The organism is Nocardiopsis sp. NPDC006832 (assembly GCF_040635885.1).
In the GTDB taxonomy this organism is placed as follows: Bacteria; Actinomycetota; Actinomycetes; order Streptosporangiales; family Streptosporangiaceae; genus Nocardiopsis.
Genome location: NZ_JBEYLC010000045.1, coordinates 37,660 through 53,468 on the forward strand (window position 1 = coordinate 37,660; position 15,809 = coordinate 53,468).

Sequence of the window (15,809 nt, forward strand, 5' to 3'; positions counted from 1 at the left end):
TAACCTCGATCCGTCGACGCGGTCGACACTCAGATGTTGACGATGGGACACGTCAGGGTACGGGCGATGCCATCGAGTCGTTGAATGCGGGCGACCACGAGGGTGCCCAGGGCGTCGATGTCGCCGGCCTCGGCCTGAACGATCACATCGTAGGGACCCGTGACGTCGTTCGCCTTCTCGACCCCGTCGATCGCCCGGATGCGCTCCGCGACCTCGGCGGCCTGCCCGACCTCGGTCTGAACCAGGATGTACGCCTGCACCATGTGTCTACTCCTTCGTACCGTGCTGGTGTGCTGCAAGAGGGAAATCGCCCGAACCGGGGCGCAGCCGATGACGAACGGGTGACCGACGTCGAGGCCCGCCCACCGGGTCCGGGCCCCTGAACCGGAGCGTCACCGTACCCTGATCTTCGTGTTGAGCACCATTGGGGGCCTGGGTGAGTTCGCTCTGATCACACGTGTGACGAGCCAATTCCCCGGGACGGACGATGTAATCCTCGGACCCGGCGATGACGCCGCGATCGTTGCCGCGCCCGACGGGCGTACGGTCGCGACCACGGATCTGCTGGTCGAGGGCCGCCATTTCAAACGAGAATGGTCCAGCGCCCGTGACGTCGGGCATCGCGCCGTGGCGCAGAACTACGCGGACGTGGTCGCCATGGGCGCGCGTCCCACCGGCATGCTCATCGGGTTCGCCGCACCGCCCGACCTGCCGATCGTGTGGGCCGAGGAGTTCACCGCGGGCGTGCGCGACGAGTGCGCGCTCGCCGGGGGAGCCGTGGTCGGCGGCGACATGGTGGGCTCGGAGGTGCTGACCATCGCGGTCACCGCCTTGGGGGACCTGGAGGGGAGGGCGCCGGTGCGACGCGACGGCGCCCGGCCAGGAGACGTGGTCGCCTACGCGGGGAACCTGGGACTGTCCGCAGCGGGGCTGGCCCTGCTGGAACGGGGGATCGACGGCCCCGCGGCCTGCCTGGACGAACACCGCAGGCCGAGCCCTCCCTACTCGGCGGGATCGGAGGCGGCCCGACTCGGCGCCACCGCCATGCTCGACGTCAGCGATGGGTTCCTACAGGACCTCGGGCACATCGCCGCGCGCAGCGGGGTGCGTATCGATCTGGACTCGAAGGCACTGCGCCCTGATCCGGCGCTCCTCGAAGCCATGGGAGTACTCGGTGTCGCGAAGGGGAAGATCGAAGAGGCCGCCCGTGGACTGATGCTCATGGGTGGGGAGGACCACTCGTTGGCCGCTGTCTTCCCCGCCGAGGTCGACCTTCCGGAGAACTGGCCTCCGGTGGGAACCGTCGTGGCGACCGGCGATCCCTCGGGGGAGGACACGGGTCCCGCCGTCACCGTGGACGGGAACGTGATGGAGGGCGGGGGATGGGATCATTTCCGTCGGGCGTGAGCCCGATTGGATTTGTCCTGTTTGGCGATCACGCTAGGCTTTGCCATCGCGACCGGCATCGGCCGGCGGCCGGTCGGAAGGCGGACCGGGGGTCACGGCAGGGAAGCGGAGCAGCGTCGAGAGGCGGTTGATGAGGCGGTATGGCTAGGCGGCGTGGTCCTCGCCGGGGAGCCCACCGCAGCGAACCGGAGAACGCCGGTCCCCTGCGGAGGTTCGGCGGCCTTATCGAGAGCACTGTCCCCAAACGTGTGGAACCCCCGAGGCTGCTCAACGTCCTCGTCGTCTCCGGCGTCATCCTCGGCCTGCTCCTGTTCGGGTACAGCACCACCCAGATCTACCTGCAGTTCGGCGGTGCTCCCGGCGCGACCGAGGCGCCCGGGACCCAGGACGGGGCCGAACCCGACGAGGAGACCTCCGCCGAACCCGATGGGGCGAGCCCGGAACAGGGTGACTCGGGGCCCCAGACCCAGGCCGGGACCGAACCCACCACGGTCGTCTACCGGATCCTGGAGTCATCCTCCATGGGGTTCACCGGACAGGTCACCGTCACCAACACCTCCAACAGCACGCTGAACGCGTGGGAACTGGCGTTGGCGTTCGAGAGCGCCGAGGTCACCGACGTTCGAGACGCCGACTGGGAGCCCCTGGACGACGGCATCCTGGCCGGTCGGTCCGGTGCCGAGGCGGCGCTGGAGCCGGGAGAGTCGACCGAGCTCACCTTCGACGCGGTCGGGATCGCCCAGAGCCCGATCCGTTGCTCGCTCAACGGGCACGTCTGCCAACTCTGACCCACCGACTCCGCGCGGACCCGAGGCACACGAACGGATCCGGGCGTGACGAAGGCCCCCCGACCGGAGCCGGAGGGCCTTCGATGAAACAGACAGGGGCGGGTTCCCTTAGCGGGTCACCTTGCCGGCCTTGATGCACGAGGTGCATGCGTTCACACGCTTGGGCGTGCCGCCCACGCGGGTGCGAACGGTCTGGATGTTGGGGTTCCAGCGGCGGCGGGTGCGACGGTGCGAGTGGGAAACACTGTTACCGAACCCTGGTCCCTTGCCGCAGACGTCGCAGACGGAAGCCACGGTAACTCCATTCAAGCGCTCGGGATCGCGCACGTCGCCGCACGCGAAGGTTCATCCGACCGGGAGAGGTCGGGCGGACAGGTCGGCGAAGACGCCAACCTTGGAAGAGTACACGAGGGTGCTACCCGAAAGTGGAACTGGACCACTGGACGGCACCCGTTCGCGCAACGGTGGAACAGGTGCGGCCGAAGCCTGGAGCACCACCACCGGAGCATCGAGATCAGCCACAGAGGCATGGCGAAAACGCGATGAACTCTGACGAGTATACCCCGGTTGAGAGTGCCGCTCGCCCACCGCCGATGGCCCGGGGCGGCACCTCCGACACGGGCGACCGACCACATCGGGTCCCACCCGTCACAGCCGAGGTCTAACGTGGCGGGTGGATCGACGCACGAGTCCAGGACGGGGACGACAGTGAGCACCTGGGACGAGCCGCTGCGCAAGGGACCGCTCGGTGGCAGGACGGCCAAGGCACTGGCCGAGAAACTCGACCTGCACACCCTCGGCGACCTGCTGCGTTATTACCCGCGCCGCTACGACCGCCGCGGTGACCTGACCGACCTCGCCCTGTTGCGCGAGGGCGAGGACGTGACCGTGCAGGCCAAGGTGCTCGACGCCCGGCGCAAGACCATCCCGGCCCGTCAGGGGCGCCGCCGCCTGGACATGATGGAGGCCGTCGTCACCGACGGGACCGGCCGCCTGCACCTGACCTTCTTCAACCGGGGTTCCTATCACCAGGGCGCCCTGGTCCCGGGGCGACTGGCCATGTTCTCCGGCAGGGTCTCCACGTTCAAGGGACGCCGACAGCTCGACCATCCCGAGTACGTACTGCTCGACGAGGACGGCCTGGACGGGGAGGCGGCGCGGGCCTACGCCGACGAGGTCATCCCGATCTATCCGGCGGTCAAGGGGCTGGACTCGGCGACCATCGCCCGGTCGGTGGGCGTGGCCCTGGACTACGCCGTCGACATCCCCGACCCGCTCCCACCGGAGCCGCGCTCCGAACAGCGGCTGCTCGCCGTGCACGACGCCCTGACCCGGATCCACCGGCCCAAGGACATGGACGACCTCAAGCCCGCCCGACGCAGGCTGAAGTGGGATGAGGCGTTCGTGGTGCAGATCGCCCTGGCCCAGCGTCGGCAGAAGGCGGAGGAGCTGCCCGCCAAGCCCCGCCCCGGCGCGAGCGACGGCATCCTCGACGCGTTCGACGCTCGACTCCCCTTCACCCTCACCGACGGGCAGCGCGAGGTCGGTGACGCCCTGGCCGAACGACTTGAGGCGACCAACCCCATGCACTGCCTCCTGCAGGGCGACGTGGGCGCGGGCAAGACCCTCGTGGCCCTGCGCGCCATGTTGCGGGTCGTGGACTCGGGGGGCCAGGCCGTGATGCTCGCCCCCACCGAGGTCCTCGCCCAACAGCACCACCGCTCCATCGGCGCGATGCTCGGGGCGCTCGGCCGCGCGGGGCAGATCGACGGCGCCGAACACGCCACCAGGGTGGCGCTGCTCACCGGATCCATGGGCGCCGCCGCACGTCGGGAGGCGTTGCTGGACGCCGCCTCGGGCGCGGCCGGGATCGTCGTGGGCACGCACGCCCTGCTTCAGGAACACGTGTCCTTCGCCGACCTGGGCCTGGTGGTGGTGGACGAGCAGCACCGCTTCGGCGTGGAGCAGCGCGACGCCCTACGGGAGAAGGCCGTCGACGGCCGCCCGCACGTTCTGGTGATGACCGCCACACCCATTCCGCGTACCGTCGCGATGACCGTGTACGGGGACCTGGACGTGGTGGCGCTGACCCAATTGCCCAAGGGGCGCGCCCCGGTCTCCACGCACGTGGTCCCGGCCGCGGAGAAGCCCCACTTCCTGACCCGCGCCTGGGAACGGATCCGGGAGGAGGTCGGCCAGGGACGGCAGGCGTTCGTGGTGTGTCCCCGAATCGGCGACGGCACCGACGGTTCCGGTGGTGGCGAGACCGGAGACGAGGTGGACGCGCCACCGGAGGAGTCGCCCCAGGGCGCTCGCCCGCCGCTGGCCGTGCTGGACGTCCTGGCCCGTCTGAAGGAGGGGCCGTTGGCGGACGTGCGGGTGGAGGCCCTGCACGGCCGGATGACACCCGAGGACAAGGACGCGGTCATGCGCCGGCTGAACGCGGGGGAGACCGACGTGGTGGTCTCCACCACCGTCATCGAGGTGGGCGTGGACGTGCCCAACGCCACTGTCATGGCGATCATGGACGCCGACCGCTTCGGCGTCTCCCAGCTGCACCAGCTGCGCGGCCGGGTCGGTCGAGGACGGCTGCCCGGTCTCTGCCTGCTGGTCACCGAGTCGGAGGAGGGCACCCCCGCACGCGAGCGACTCGCCACGGTGGCGTCCACCACCAACGGATTCGAGCTGTCCCGCGCCGACCTGGAGATGCGCCGCGAAGGCGACGTCCTGGGCGACGCCCAGTCGGGTGCCCGTTCCAGCCTGCGCATGCTCACCCTGGTCTACGACGAGAAACTCATCGGCCAGGCACGAGAGGCGGCGACCCGGTACGTGGCGAAGGATCCGTCCCTGGCCGACCACCCGCCCCTGGCCCAGGCCCTGACCGCCCTGCTCCCGGAGGAGCGCGCCGAGTACCTGGAGAAGACCTGACCTTCCGGGCGTCCGAGAAGCCCTGCCCCTCGCCCGATCCCGTGAGCGCACTAACGTGGTGGCCATGACCCGCATCATCGCCGGGGCGGCGGGCGGTCGACGCATCAACGCCCCCGACGGCCGCACCACCAGGCCCACCAGTGACCGTGCCCGCGAGGCGTTGTTCGCCTCCGTCCAGTCCGACCTCGGCTCCCTCGACGGGATCCGGGTGATGGACCTGTACGCCGGATCGGGCGCCATCGGCCTGGAGGCCCTCTCACGCGGCGCGTCCCACGCCCTGATGGTGGAGGCCGACCGCAAGGCGGCGCAGGTGGTGCGCGGCAACATCGCGACGCTGAAGCTGCCCGGGGCCGAACTGGCCGCGGATCGCGTGGAACGCGTCCTGGCGCGCGGCAACACCGGAGCCCCCTACGACCTGGTGGTGGCCGACCCGCCCTACCCGGTCACCGAGGAGGAGATCGCCGGGGTCCTCGCCGACCTGGTCGACCACGGTTGGTCGACCGAGGACACGGTCGTGGTGATGGAGCGCTCCAAGCGCAGCCCGGAACCGACCTGGCCCAAGGGCATCGAACTCGACCGCAGCCGAAAGTACGGCGAGGCCATCCTCTGGTACGCCCGCGCCACCGGTTAGGCGGGGTCAAGGGAGCGTGTCCCCTGAGTCCGTACTGCGTGTGAATGTGGACACTAAGGGGGAGTTGCCCTAATCGGCGTGGAGTCCAACCCCTACGATCGCGGTACCCGCGAGTAGTTCAGGAGAGGGGCGATCCACCGTGCGCAGAGCTGTCTGTCCGGGTTCCTTCGACCCGGTCACCTACGGTCACATCGACATCATCGGTCGAGCCGCCAAACAGTACGACGAGGTCATCGCCGCCGTACTGAACAACGTCAACAAGCGGGGTCTCTTCGCCGTCCCCGAGAAGCTCGACATGCTTCGCGAGGGCACGTCCGAGTTCGGCAACGTGCGTGTCAGCGAGTTCGACGGGATGCTCGTCGACTTCTGCCGCGAGAACGACATCGGGACCATCGTGCGCAGCCTGCGCTCGGTCAGCGACTTCGACTACGAGTTGCAGATCGCGCAGATGAACTACCGGCTCTCCGGTGTGGAGACCGTCTTCATGACGGCCAACCCGCAGTACTCGTTCCTGTCGTCCAGCCTGGTCCGCGAGATCGCCCTGCACCGCGGTGACGTCTCCAGCCTGGTCACGCCCTACGTCCAGGGGCGACTCAAGGACAAGTACGAGGAGAAGCACGCGGAGTAGGATCTTCGGGCCCTGATTTGGGTGCGCGGGGGCATGGTAGGTAGAATCCTGGTTCGACCATGGGCGTCGCCGGTCTTCGGCGTGCGCTCAGGCCGGTCAGCACCACCGTGAACGACCGACGCGCAGGCGTCGGCGAGCTCGTGCCCGGCCCTCGGAACCTCTTTTGAAAGCGCGATCACTCTGTCTCGTCTAGATGCCCGTGGCCCGTACGTGGTCGACACCCGCCCGCTGGGCCGCCAGCCGGGGTCGATGCGGACCGTCAACCGTATCGTGACCCTCACCGAAGGGTTCGAGACGGCGATGGCCGGCGTGCCCAAGGGGCAGGAGATCGAGCTGGACCTGCGCTTGGAGGCCGTCATGGAGGGGGTCCTGGTCACCGGGACCGTCAGCGGCAACCTGACCGCCGAGTGCTCCCGCTGCCTCGAACCCCTGTCCGAGGAGCTGGAAGCCCGCTTCCAGGAGATGTTCCGTTACCCCGGGGACGATGACGACGTCACCGCGTCCGGTGGTGAGGACTCGGGCGACGAGGATGAGGACTACTATCTAGAGGGCGACCTGCTCGACCTCGAACCGGTGGTCCGAGACGCCGTCGTGCTCGCGCTCCCACTCTCGCCGCTGTGCGGCCCGGACTGCCCCGGTCTGTGCTCCGAGTGTGGCGTCAAGCTCGCCGAGGCCGGGCCCGATCACGGGCACGGCGACGGCATCGACCCGCGTTGGGACGCACTCCGTGGAATCACGGAGGACCCCGGCGAGCAATGAGCTCGTGAACCGGTCGCCCACGGTGCCCCAGGGCCCGACCGACCGGAGCACACCCTCCCCGCCACAGCGCGCGGGGTGACCAGATAAGCGACCTCCCGCGACCGCGCGGGGGTGACCCAGGAGGATTGAAGTGGCCGTCCCGAAGCGGAAGATGTCGCGGAGCAACACCCGGACCCGCCGTTCCCAGTGGAAGGCGTCGCGCCCGGTGCTGGTCAACTGCCCGCGCTGCCGTGACCCGAAGCAGCCCCACATCGCGTGCCCGAGCTGCGGCACCTACAACAACCGCCAGGTCACGAACCCGGCGTAACGATGTACCGGCCCCGGGCGGCATGCGCCCGATCCCGGTCTTCGACGAACACGCAGGCGGGGCGGAACCCATCGGGGATCCGCCCCGTTGTGCTGTCCAGGAGGGGATTCGGGAGTCCCGGTGTCACCCGGTCTTTGTAGAGTGATCTCGTACGGCCGGGGAAGTCATCTTCCGTGGCACTCTCGACACCGGAGGGTTCCGGGTCCGCAGTGGCTCCCGAGATCGTGGTGGCCGCCGGGGGAGCACATGCTCCCGCGACGATCACCTCGTTTTCGAGCGTCCCGGTCGGGCCGAGGGATCCCCACAGCACTCGCGCGCTCCGGCGCGCCCGAACCAGGGAAGCGAACCCGCGTGGCCAGTCAACTCTCCGCATCCGAGGCGAAGTCGTTCCACAGGGCGATCGGGGTCGAGGTCGACCCCAAGATCCTGCTCCGAGCCCTCACCCACCGTTCCTACGCCTACGAGAAGGGCGGCCTGCCCACCAACGAGCGACTGGAGTTCCTCGGCGACTCCGTGCTGGGCCTGGTCGTCACCGACACGCTGTTCCGCAAACACCCGGACCTGCCGGAGGGCCAGCTCGCCAAGCTGCGCGCGGCGGTGGTGAACATGCGCGCCCTCGCCGACGTCGCCCGCGGGCTGGGCATCGGTCAGTACATCCGCCTGGGTCGGGGCGAGGAGGGTACCGGGGGCCGGGACAAGTCCTCGATCCTCGCCGACACCCTGGAGGCCATCATCGGCGCGGTCTACCTGGACCGTGGTCTGGACGTGGCCTCGGAGTTCGTGCACCGCCTCTTCGACCCGCTCATCGCGACCGCGTCGGGGCTGGGCGCCGGTCTGGACTGGAAGACCTCCCTGCAGGAGCTCACCGCCGCCGAGATGCTCGGCGTGCCCGAGTACCACGTGGACGAGAGCGGCCCCGACCACCAGAAGACCTTCCGCGCCACCGTGCGGGTGGCGGGGGAGAGCCACGGGCTGGGTGAGGGGCGCAGCAAGAAGGAGGCCGAGCAGCAGGCCGCGGAGGCGGCCTGGAAGGCCATCCGCGCCCGCTCGGACCAAGGCGCCGCCCAGAGCGGGGAGGCCCCCGCCAGGTCCCAGGGCGGCAAGGGGCAGGCCAACAAGACGAAGGGGCGTGGTTGACCCGTGCCCGAACTTCCCGAGGTCGAGGTCGTGCGGCGTGGTCTCGACGAGCACGCGGTGGGCCGTCGGATCGGTGCCGTGGAGGTGCTGCACCCGCGTTCGATCCGTCGTCACGTACCCGGACCCGCGGACTTCGTCGGCCGGCTGGCGGATCGCACCCCGACGGCGGTGCGCCGACGCGGCAAGTACATGTGGTTGGTGCTGGACAGCGGCGAGATGCTGCTGACCCACCTGGGCATGAGCGGCCAGATGCTGGTGCAGCCACAGGGCAAGCCGGACGAGAAGCACCTGCGCGTGCGGTTGCCACTGTCCGACGGACAGGAGCTGCGCTTCGTCGACCAGCGCACCTTCGGCCACCTGCTGGTGGACGAGCCGGGGGAGCGGGCCGAGGTGCCGGTGTCGGTGGACCACATCGCCCTGGACCCCCTGGACCCGGAGTTCGTCCCCGAGTCGTTCGTAGGGGCGCTGCGGGCCAAGCGGACCGAGGTCAAGCGAGCCCTGCTCGACCAGTCGCTGATCAGCGGTGTGGGAAACATCTACGCCGACGAGGCGCTGTGGCGCTCCCGCCTGCACTGGGCGCGGTCCACCCGGGGGTTGAGCAACGCCCAGGCGCTGGAACTGCTCGGACACGTCACCGAGGTGATGACGGAGGCGCTGGAGGTCGGCGGCACCACGTTCGACGGGTTGTACGTCGACGTCAACGGGGAGAGCGGCTACTTCGAGCGCGGGCTGAACGCGTACGGCCGACGGGATCGGCCGTGCGGACGTTGTGGGACCGCGATCGTGCGCGAGGCGTTCATGAACCGTTCCTCGTTCAGTTGCCCGACCTGCCAGCGGGCGCCTCGCTCCCGGGCCTGAGGTTCTCTGGAGAAGTCCCCTGCTCAGGGGCGGAAAGTGCCCCGCGTCGCCTAGGGGAAGGGCGATGGGGCGTGTCGGTGAGGAAACTGTCGCCGCGAGGTAAGGGAGTGGCCCGACCATGGGAGAACGGAGTGAACCCGTCCGGCTGACCGCGTGGGTGCGCGGTCGGGTGCAGGGGGTGGGTTTCCGCTGGTGGGCGCGGTCTCGGGCGCTCGAAATCGGGCTGACCGGAGCCGCCACCAATCTCGACGACGGTCGTGTGGAGGTCGTCGCGGAGGGCCCCCGGGCCGACTGTGGGCGCCTTCTGGAGCACCTCAGAGGCGGGGGAACACCCGGTCGTGTGGATTCCGTGATCGAACGTTGGTCCCCGCCAGGGGGTTCCTTCGACGGTTTCGTCGAGCGTTGAGTAGACTGGAAGGGTAACGCGGTACGAATCATCCACCGTCGAATGGCGCATCACAGCCGTGGACGGTGGTCGCGGGCCAGGGCGCCGGACGTGAGAGCTCCGCCGTCACCGGCCGCACGCGGCACCGGGGGTGGACCGATTCGGATCGTGCGAAACCACGTGCCTTGAGCCCCTACGGCCGGGCAGTGGTCGTTACGGACTGTTGTAATCCAATCTTGACCAGCGGCGCGCATGGTGAGACTCTTAAAGACACATCGCGCATCAACCACCCGTGACACACGACCCACGGTCGTTTCATTACACGGGATGTCGCACGTGCGCACAACCACTGGTCACTCAGCGTGGAGGACCCACATCATGGCGAAGGCTCTGTTCGGCCACGTCGGCGGCTCCGACCCTCGAATGGTTTCGGAGATGCGGCGGCTTCAGAAGCGGGTACGCGACCTTGAGGACGAGATCGGTCGTCTTCAGGCACAGAACGACCAGCTCAGCATGGCCGTCACCGACGTCGCCACCAGCGCGACCGACCGCGAGCCCGCGCTCGCCTGAACCACAACACCACGTTCGTAGCCGCACGGGTGGGTGCGAACGAGATCTGTCGATCCACTGACGGGGACGCCGACAACATCACTGGCGTCCCTGGCCGGATCGATCACCCGTGCTTCCGCCGCTGAATTTTTCCTTCCCTTGGCGGCCTCTTTAAGCGTTGTACCCGGCGGGCCGAAGGGCAACCCTGTGTGTTCGCCGGACATTCCCCTGGATGTCAACCCCTGACCGGGCCGGTTTTCCGGCCGTGTCCCATTCTCCCGAGAACCCCCGCCGGTAAGCGGATCCGTGCGCGCGGTGTCGCAGTTCATCGGGCTCGGAAGCTCCTAACATCACCCTTTGGTCACCGCTTCGTGGCACCCTTGTTGTCGGCCTCGTGGCGACCGCCCGTGGCGAGAACGGTGACCGTCGTGGGAGGTGTGGGTGTACCTGAAGAATCTGACGTTGCGCGGCTTCAAGTCGTTCGCGTCGGCCACCACCCTTCGATTCGAACCGGGGATCACCTGCGTGGTGGGGCCCAACGGTTCGGGCAAGTCCAACGTCGTCGACGCCCTGTCCTGGGTGATGGGTGAGCAGGGGGCCAAGTCCCTGCGCGGCGGCAAGATGGAGGACGTGATCTTCGCGGGTACCTCCACCCGCCAGGCGCTGGGACGTGCCGAGGTCAGCCTCACCATCGACAACACCGACGGCGCGCTGCCGATCGATTACACCGAGGTCACCATCAAGCGGACGATGTTCCGCAACGGCGGCTCCGAGTACGCGATCAACGGCGACACCTGTCGCCTGCTGGACATCCAGGACCTTCTCAGCGACTCCGGCATCGGCCGGGAGATGCACGTCATCGTGGGCCAGGGCCAACTGGACACCGTGTTGCACGCCGGCCCGGAGGAACGCCGCGCCCTCATCGAGGAGGCCGCGGGCATCCTCAAGCACCGCAAGCGCAAAGAGAAGGCGATCCGCAAGCTCAACGCGATGCAGGGCAACCTGGACCGCGTCACCGACCTCACCGCCGAACTGCGCCGTCAGCTCAAACCCCTTGGCCGCCAGGCCGAACTCGCCCGCAAGGCCGCCGTCATCCAGGCCGACCTGCGCGACGCCCGCCTGCGCCTCCTCGCCGACGACATCGTCACCCTCACCGACAAGCTCGCCAAGGAGGAGGCCGACGAGAAGGACGTCCTCCAACGACGCGGCGCCACCGAGGCCTCCCTCAAGCAGTCCCAGGAACGTGAGGCCGAGCTGGAGGCACAGTCCACCGCCGCCGCCCCGAACCTGGCCAGGGCCAACGACACCTACCACGCGCTCTCACGCCTCACCGAACGCCTCGACGCCGTGCGCGGCCTGGCCACCGAACGCCACCAGAACCTGAGCGCGGTGCAGGGCGAGGTGGTCGGCCGCCGCGACCCCGAGGAACTGGAGATGGAGGCCGAGGAGGCCGCCGCCCAGGAGGAGGAGCTACAGACCCGCTTGGAGGAGGCCCGCGAGGTCCTGGAGACGAGCGTCACCGAGCGCGCCGCCGCCGAGGACGCCCTGCACCGGGAGGAACGCCGGTTGGAGGCCGCCTCCCGCGCCTCCGCCGAACGCCGCGAGGGCCTCGTTCGCCTGTCCGCGCGGGTGGAGGGTCTGCGCGGTCGCCTGGCCTCCCACGGGTCGGAGATCGCCCGTTTGGAGGAGGCCGCCGCCCAGGCCGCCGAACGCGCCGCCGGTGCCCAGACCGAGTACGAGATGGCGGCCGAGGAGTCGGCCGGACTCGACGAGGGTGACGCCGAACTCGACCAGACCCAGGAACGGTTCACCCAGAGCCTGTCCGCGGCCGACGCCGAACTCAACCGGCTCCGCGACGCCGAACGCACCGCTGAGGGTGAACGCGCCGCGCTGGCCGCGCGCAAGGAGGCGCTGGAACTGGGGCTGGCGCACAAGGACGGCGCGGGCACCCTGCTGGCCGCGAACCTTCCCGGCATGCTCGGTGGCCTGGCCACCCTGGTCCAGGTCGAACCCGGACACGAGACCGCTGTGGCCGCCGCGTTCGGGGTGGCCGCCGGCGCGGTGGCCGTGACCGACCACGATAGCGCCATGGCCGCCCTGGAACTGCTCAAGTCCGAGGACGCCGGACGCGCCGGGATCGTGGTGTCCCGAGCGGTGCCCTGCGCCGAACGAGCCGACTGGCCCGCGCTGCCCCAGGGCGTCCGCTATGCCGCGGACGCCGTCACCGCGCCCGACCACCTGACCGGCGCCGTCACCGCGTTGCTGGACCGGGTGGCGTTGGCCTCCGACGCCCGTGCGGCCCTGGACCTGGTCGCAACCCTGCCCGGGGTGCGGGCCGTCACCCCCGAGGGAGACGTGTTCGCCACCGAGCTGGTGCACGGCGGCACCGCGGCGGCGCCCAGCCTGTTGGAGGTCCAGGCCGCGGTCGACGAGGCCGCCGAGCGCCTGGAGACCGCCACCGAGACCGCCAAACGGGTGGCCGTGGACCTGGACGCCGCCAAGCGCGACCGCGCCGACATCGCCCGGGCCGCCGAGGAACTCACCGCCCGACGCAAGCAGAGTGACCGCAAACGCAACGAATCCGCCCAGCGTCTGGGCAAGCTCGGCGGGCAGGCGCGTTCGGCCGAGGCCGAGTCCGAGCGCTACCAGGCGGCCGCGGCCAAGGCCGGCGCCGCGCGCGACGAGGACGTCCTGAGGCTGGAGGCCATGGAGGCCGAGCTGGCCGAGGCGGAGGAGATCACCGCCGCCGTGGAGGAGGAGGCGCCCGACGCCGACCATCGCGACGAACTCTCCGACCTGGCCTCCCGAGCCCGTGCCACCGAGATGGAACGCCGTCTGTCGGTGCGCACCGCCGAGGAACGCGCCAGGTCCATCGCCGGTCGGGCCGACGCGCTGCTCGCCCAGGCCGCGGAGGAACGTCGGGCCGTCGAACGCGAGGCCGAGCGCCGCCGCGACCGGGCCGCCCAGGCCACCGTCGCCCGGGCCGTCACCGAGAGCGCCCGACTGGCCCTGGAACGTATCGCCGTGTCGGCGGCCACCGCCGAGACCGAACGCGCCACGGCCGAGGCCGAACGCGAGGCGCGCGACGGCGAACTCAAGACGGTGCGGGCCCGCGTGCGGGAGCTCTCCGTGGAGATGGAGAAGCTCACCAGCTCCGCGCACAGCGGAGAGGTGGCCCGCGCCGAGCGTCGGCTGCGCCTGGAGCAGATGGAGACCAAGGCCATGGAGGAGCTGGGCGTGGACGTGCCCACGCTCGTCGCCGAGTACGGTCCGCGCGTACCGGTGCCGCCGCCCGCGGACGCCCACGAGGACGCGGTCCCGTTGCCGTACGTGCGCGAGGTGCAGGCCAAGCGTCTCAAGGCGGCCGAACGACAGCTCAACCAGCTCGGCAAGATCAACCCGCTGGCCCTGGAGGAGTTCGCGGCGCTGGAGGAGCGGCACGCGTTCCTCAACGCGCAGTTGGAGGACCTGAAGAAGACCCGTCGCGACCTGATGGACATCGTCGCCGAGGTCGACGCCCGGGTGCAGGAGGTGTTCTCCTCCGCCTACCTGGACGTGGAACGCGAGTTCGCGGCGATCTTCGGCCGTCTGTTCCCCGGAGGCGAGGGCAGGCTGGTGCTCACCACACCGGAGGACATGCTGACCACCGGCATCGAGGTGGAGGCCCGCCCGCCGGGCAAGAAGGTCAAGCGACTGTCGCTGTTGTCGGGCGGTGAGCGTTCACTCACCGCGGTGGCGTTCCTCGCCGCGATCTTCAAGGCGCGCCCCTCGCCCTTCTACGTGATGGACGAGGTCGAGGCCGCCCTGGACGACACCAACCTGCAGCGGCTGTTGGTGATCTTCGAGGAGTTGCGGGAGTCGTCGCAGCTCATCGTGATCACCCACCAGAAGCGCACGATGGAGGCGGCCGACGCCTTGTACGGCGTCACCATGCAGGGCGACGGCATCTCCCAGGTGATCAGCCAAAAGCTCGAACGTCCGACGTCCTGACGCGGCATGGGCCACCGCGTTCGGATCAGCGGTCGAGGGAGCCGATGAAGCGCGAGGCCTCGTCCTCGGTCATGCCGGTCTCCTTCGCGACCATCAGGACGGCGTCGGCGACACGGTCCCGAGCCAACAGTTCGCGGGTCCGGTCGGCGAGGCTCTGACCGTCCGCGGGCCCGGCCGGGCTCCAATCGCCCGCTTCGATGGCCTCGGCGAGGCTCTTGGCCTCGGCCAGCCCCATGCCGGTGCGTTCGCGGACGACCTTGATGGCGTGGATCTTGCGGCCGTTCCGGATGTGTCCGAGGACCTCCTCGTACCCGGGCCGGTCGAGCTCCCTACGGGTGGGTTCGGGAATGCGGAAACGGTCGAAGAATCCGGCCATGGGGAGCCCTTCCGAGAGTCGGGGAATGGGGACGTTCGCCCCGGCGAAGCAGTGTACGCCCGGCCGGCGACCGAGCCGCGGGCGGACGCGAAGGGGCCGCCCTCCCGGTGGGGAGGACGGCCCCGAAGAGGAGACCGGGGTCAGCCTCGGTCGATGGTGATGACCGGGGAGGTCCAGTCCTCCCAGTGGTCCGGGTCGTCAGGGTCGCCGAGCGCCTTCAGCGCCCGGGCCTCCAGCCGGTAGTCACCGTCGCGCACGTCGGTGATCCGGCCGTGCGAGTCCGTCACGGTGCCGTCCCAGGCGTAGGCGAAGAACGCCGTGGGGGTCGCACTGCGGTTGACGTGGTCGACCGACAGGGCGATGTTGCGGTCCGGGTGGACCGGTCGGCCGGTGCGCTCGTCGACCACGGTCATCTCCAGCTTGGTGACGTGGTGGTCGAAGTGGGCGATCACGTAGGGCACGTCCGGCAGACCGTCCACCCAGTCCAGGGAGTAGGCGGCGCCCTCGGGCTGGTTCTCGTACCCGCCGCCGCTGCCGGCGCAGTCCAGACCGAAGAACGCCTCGCACTCGGTGATCTTGGTCAACCACGGAAGCTCGTGCGTGTTCCCGTCGCCGTCGGTGATCGGGGTCATGGCGTCGATGGCCTGGTAGTCGCCGTTGTAGGCGGCGTACGGCACGCGGTGCGTGTCACCCTCGCCGTCTCCCTCGGTGACCTTGACGTAACCGCCGTAGATCATCTGGTCGAGGTCGTCGGCGGGCGGAGTGATGGTCACGTCGACGGAGACCGAACCGCCGGCCGGCACCGTCACCTCGTCCTGACCGAACACGGCCTCGGCGTAGGTGTCGTTGAACAGCGGTGCGAACGTGTCGCCGTGGGTGCCCAGGGCGGGCTCGTGTTCGATCGCGTAGGTGGCCTCGGCGTCACCGTCGTTGGTGATGGTGACGGTCTCGGTCACGGGCCCCTCGGTGGCGCCCAGGCCGAGCTTGCCGGGGGACAACGAGGTGGTCGCCTCCACGGCTCCGGGCAGGTCGAGCATGCCGGCGCCCTGGCGGTGGACGTTGTCGA

At 69.7% G+C, this 15,809-nt stretch carries 16 protein-coding genes; 12 read left to right on the plus strand and 4 right to left on the minus strand.

Translation table 11 applies throughout. From position 1 onward, the window contains the following. Nucleotides 1-29: 29 nt before the first annotated feature. On the minus strand, nucleotides 30-263 hold the full coding sequence (locus tag ABZ717_RS20235; protein WP_358512820.1) for an Lrp/AsnC ligand binding domain-containing protein: 234 nt from the start codon (nucleotides 261-263) through the stop codon (nucleotides 30-32). A 148-nt stretch (nucleotides 264-411) separates the two neighbouring features. On the opposite strand from ABZ717_RS20235, the gene ABZ717_RS20240 reads away from it, so the two are divergent. Both ABZ717_RS20240 and ABZ717_RS20245 read left to right on the plus strand, forming a co-directional pair. Further along, a complete protein-coding gene (locus ABZ717_RS20240) occupies nucleotides 412-1,407 on the plus strand; it encodes a thiamine-phosphate kinase (protein ID WP_358512822.1) in 996 nt (331 codons plus the stop codon). A 140-nt stretch (nucleotides 1,408-1,547) separates the two neighbouring features. Next, nucleotides 1,548-2,195 (plus strand): cellulose binding domain-containing protein, encoded by a 648-nt coding sequence (locus ABZ717_RS20245; protein ID WP_358512824.1) that lies wholly within the window; start codon nucleotides 1,548-1,550, stop codon nucleotides 2,193-2,195. A 108-nt stretch (nucleotides 2,196-2,303) separates the two neighbouring features. Here the strand turns inward: ABZ717_RS20245 and rpmB are convergent, their stop codons facing one another. Next, nucleotides 2,304-2,489, minus strand: coding sequence for a 50S ribosomal protein L28 (rpmB, locus tag ABZ717_RS20250; protein WP_013151263.1), 186 nt, complete (start codon nucleotides 2,487-2,489; stop codon nucleotides 2,304-2,306). 414 nt (nucleotides 2,490-2,903) lie between these two features. On the opposite strand from rpmB, the gene recG reads away from it, so the two are divergent. From recG to smc, 10 genes are all read left to right on the plus strand, one after another. Beyond that, entirely contained in the window at nucleotides 2,904-5,123 is a 2,220-nt protein-coding gene (gene recG / locus ABZ717_RS20255) for an ATP-dependent DNA helicase RecG (RefSeq protein WP_358512826.1), read from the plus strand. Between the two features lie 64 nt (nucleotides 5,124-5,187). Next, the gene (rsmD, locus tag ABZ717_RS20260) at nucleotides 5,188-5,754 is read left to right on the plus strand and encodes a 16S rRNA (guanine(966)-N(2))-methyltransferase RsmD (protein WP_358512828.1); all 567 of its coding nucleotides are present in this window, start codon (nucleotides 5,188-5,190) and stop codon (nucleotides 5,752-5,754) included. 139 nt (nucleotides 5,755-5,893) lie between these two features. Beyond that, entirely contained in the window at nucleotides 5,894-6,382 is a 489-nt protein-coding gene (coaD, locus tag ABZ717_RS20265) for a pantetheine-phosphate adenylyltransferase (protein WP_358512830.1), read from the plus strand. A 210-nt stretch (nucleotides 6,383-6,592) separates the two neighbouring features. Beyond that, nucleotides 6,593-7,141 (plus strand): DUF177 domain-containing protein, encoded by a 549-nt coding sequence (locus tag ABZ717_RS20270; RefSeq protein ID WP_358512832.1) that lies wholly within the window; start codon nucleotides 6,593-6,595, stop codon nucleotides 7,139-7,141. Nucleotides 7,142-7,271: 130 nt separating this feature from the next. Next, a complete protein-coding gene (gene rpmF, locus ABZ717_RS20275; protein ID WP_067601846.1) occupies nucleotides 7,272-7,448 on the plus strand; it encodes a 50S ribosomal protein L32 in 177 nt (58 codons plus the stop codon). A 351-nt stretch (nucleotides 7,449-7,799) separates the two neighbouring features. Beyond that, nucleotides 7,800-8,585 (plus strand): ribonuclease III, encoded by a 786-nt coding sequence (rnc, locus tag ABZ717_RS20280; RefSeq protein ID WP_358512834.1) that lies wholly within the window; start codon nucleotides 7,800-7,802, stop codon nucleotides 8,583-8,585. A gap of 3 nt (nucleotides 8,586-8,588) precedes the next feature. Beyond that, the gene (gene mutM, locus ABZ717_RS20285; RefSeq protein WP_358512836.1) at nucleotides 8,589-9,443 is read left to right on the plus strand and encodes a bifunctional DNA-formamidopyrimidine glycosylase/DNA-(apurinic or apyrimidinic site) lyase; all 855 of its coding nucleotides are present in this window, start codon (nucleotides 8,589-8,591) and stop codon (nucleotides 9,441-9,443) included. A 118-nt stretch (nucleotides 9,444-9,561) separates the two neighbouring features. Beyond that, complete coding sequence (locus ABZ717_RS20290; RefSeq protein WP_358512838.1) at nucleotides 9,562-9,849, plus strand: acylphosphatase; 288 nt, start codon at nucleotides 9,562-9,564, stop codon at nucleotides 9,847-9,849. A 357-nt stretch (nucleotides 9,850-10,206) separates the two neighbouring features. Beyond that, on the plus strand, nucleotides 10,207-10,398 hold the full coding sequence (locus ABZ717_RS20295) for a hypothetical protein (RefSeq protein WP_067601834.1): 192 nt from the start codon (nucleotides 10,207-10,209) through the stop codon (nucleotides 10,396-10,398). 420 nt (nucleotides 10,399-10,818) lie between these two features. Then, the gene (smc, locus tag ABZ717_RS20300) at nucleotides 10,819-14,367 is read left to right on the plus strand and encodes a chromosome segregation protein SMC (RefSeq protein WP_358512840.1); all 3,549 of its coding nucleotides are present in this window, start codon (nucleotides 10,819-10,821) and stop codon (nucleotides 14,365-14,367) included. 25 nt (nucleotides 14,368-14,392) lie between these two features. Here smc and ABZ717_RS20305 read toward each other — a convergent pair whose 3' ends face one another. After that, nucleotides 14,393-14,743, minus strand: coding sequence for a ribosomal protein L7/L12 (locus tag ABZ717_RS20305; protein ID WP_358512842.1), 351 nt, complete (start codon nucleotides 14,741-14,743; stop codon nucleotides 14,393-14,395). A 140-nt stretch (nucleotides 14,744-14,883) separates the two neighbouring features. After that, nucleotides 14,884-15,809: Fn3-like domain-containing protein (locus ABZ717_RS20310; protein WP_358512844.1), on the minus strand; the 926-nt coding region annotated here is incomplete at its 5' end.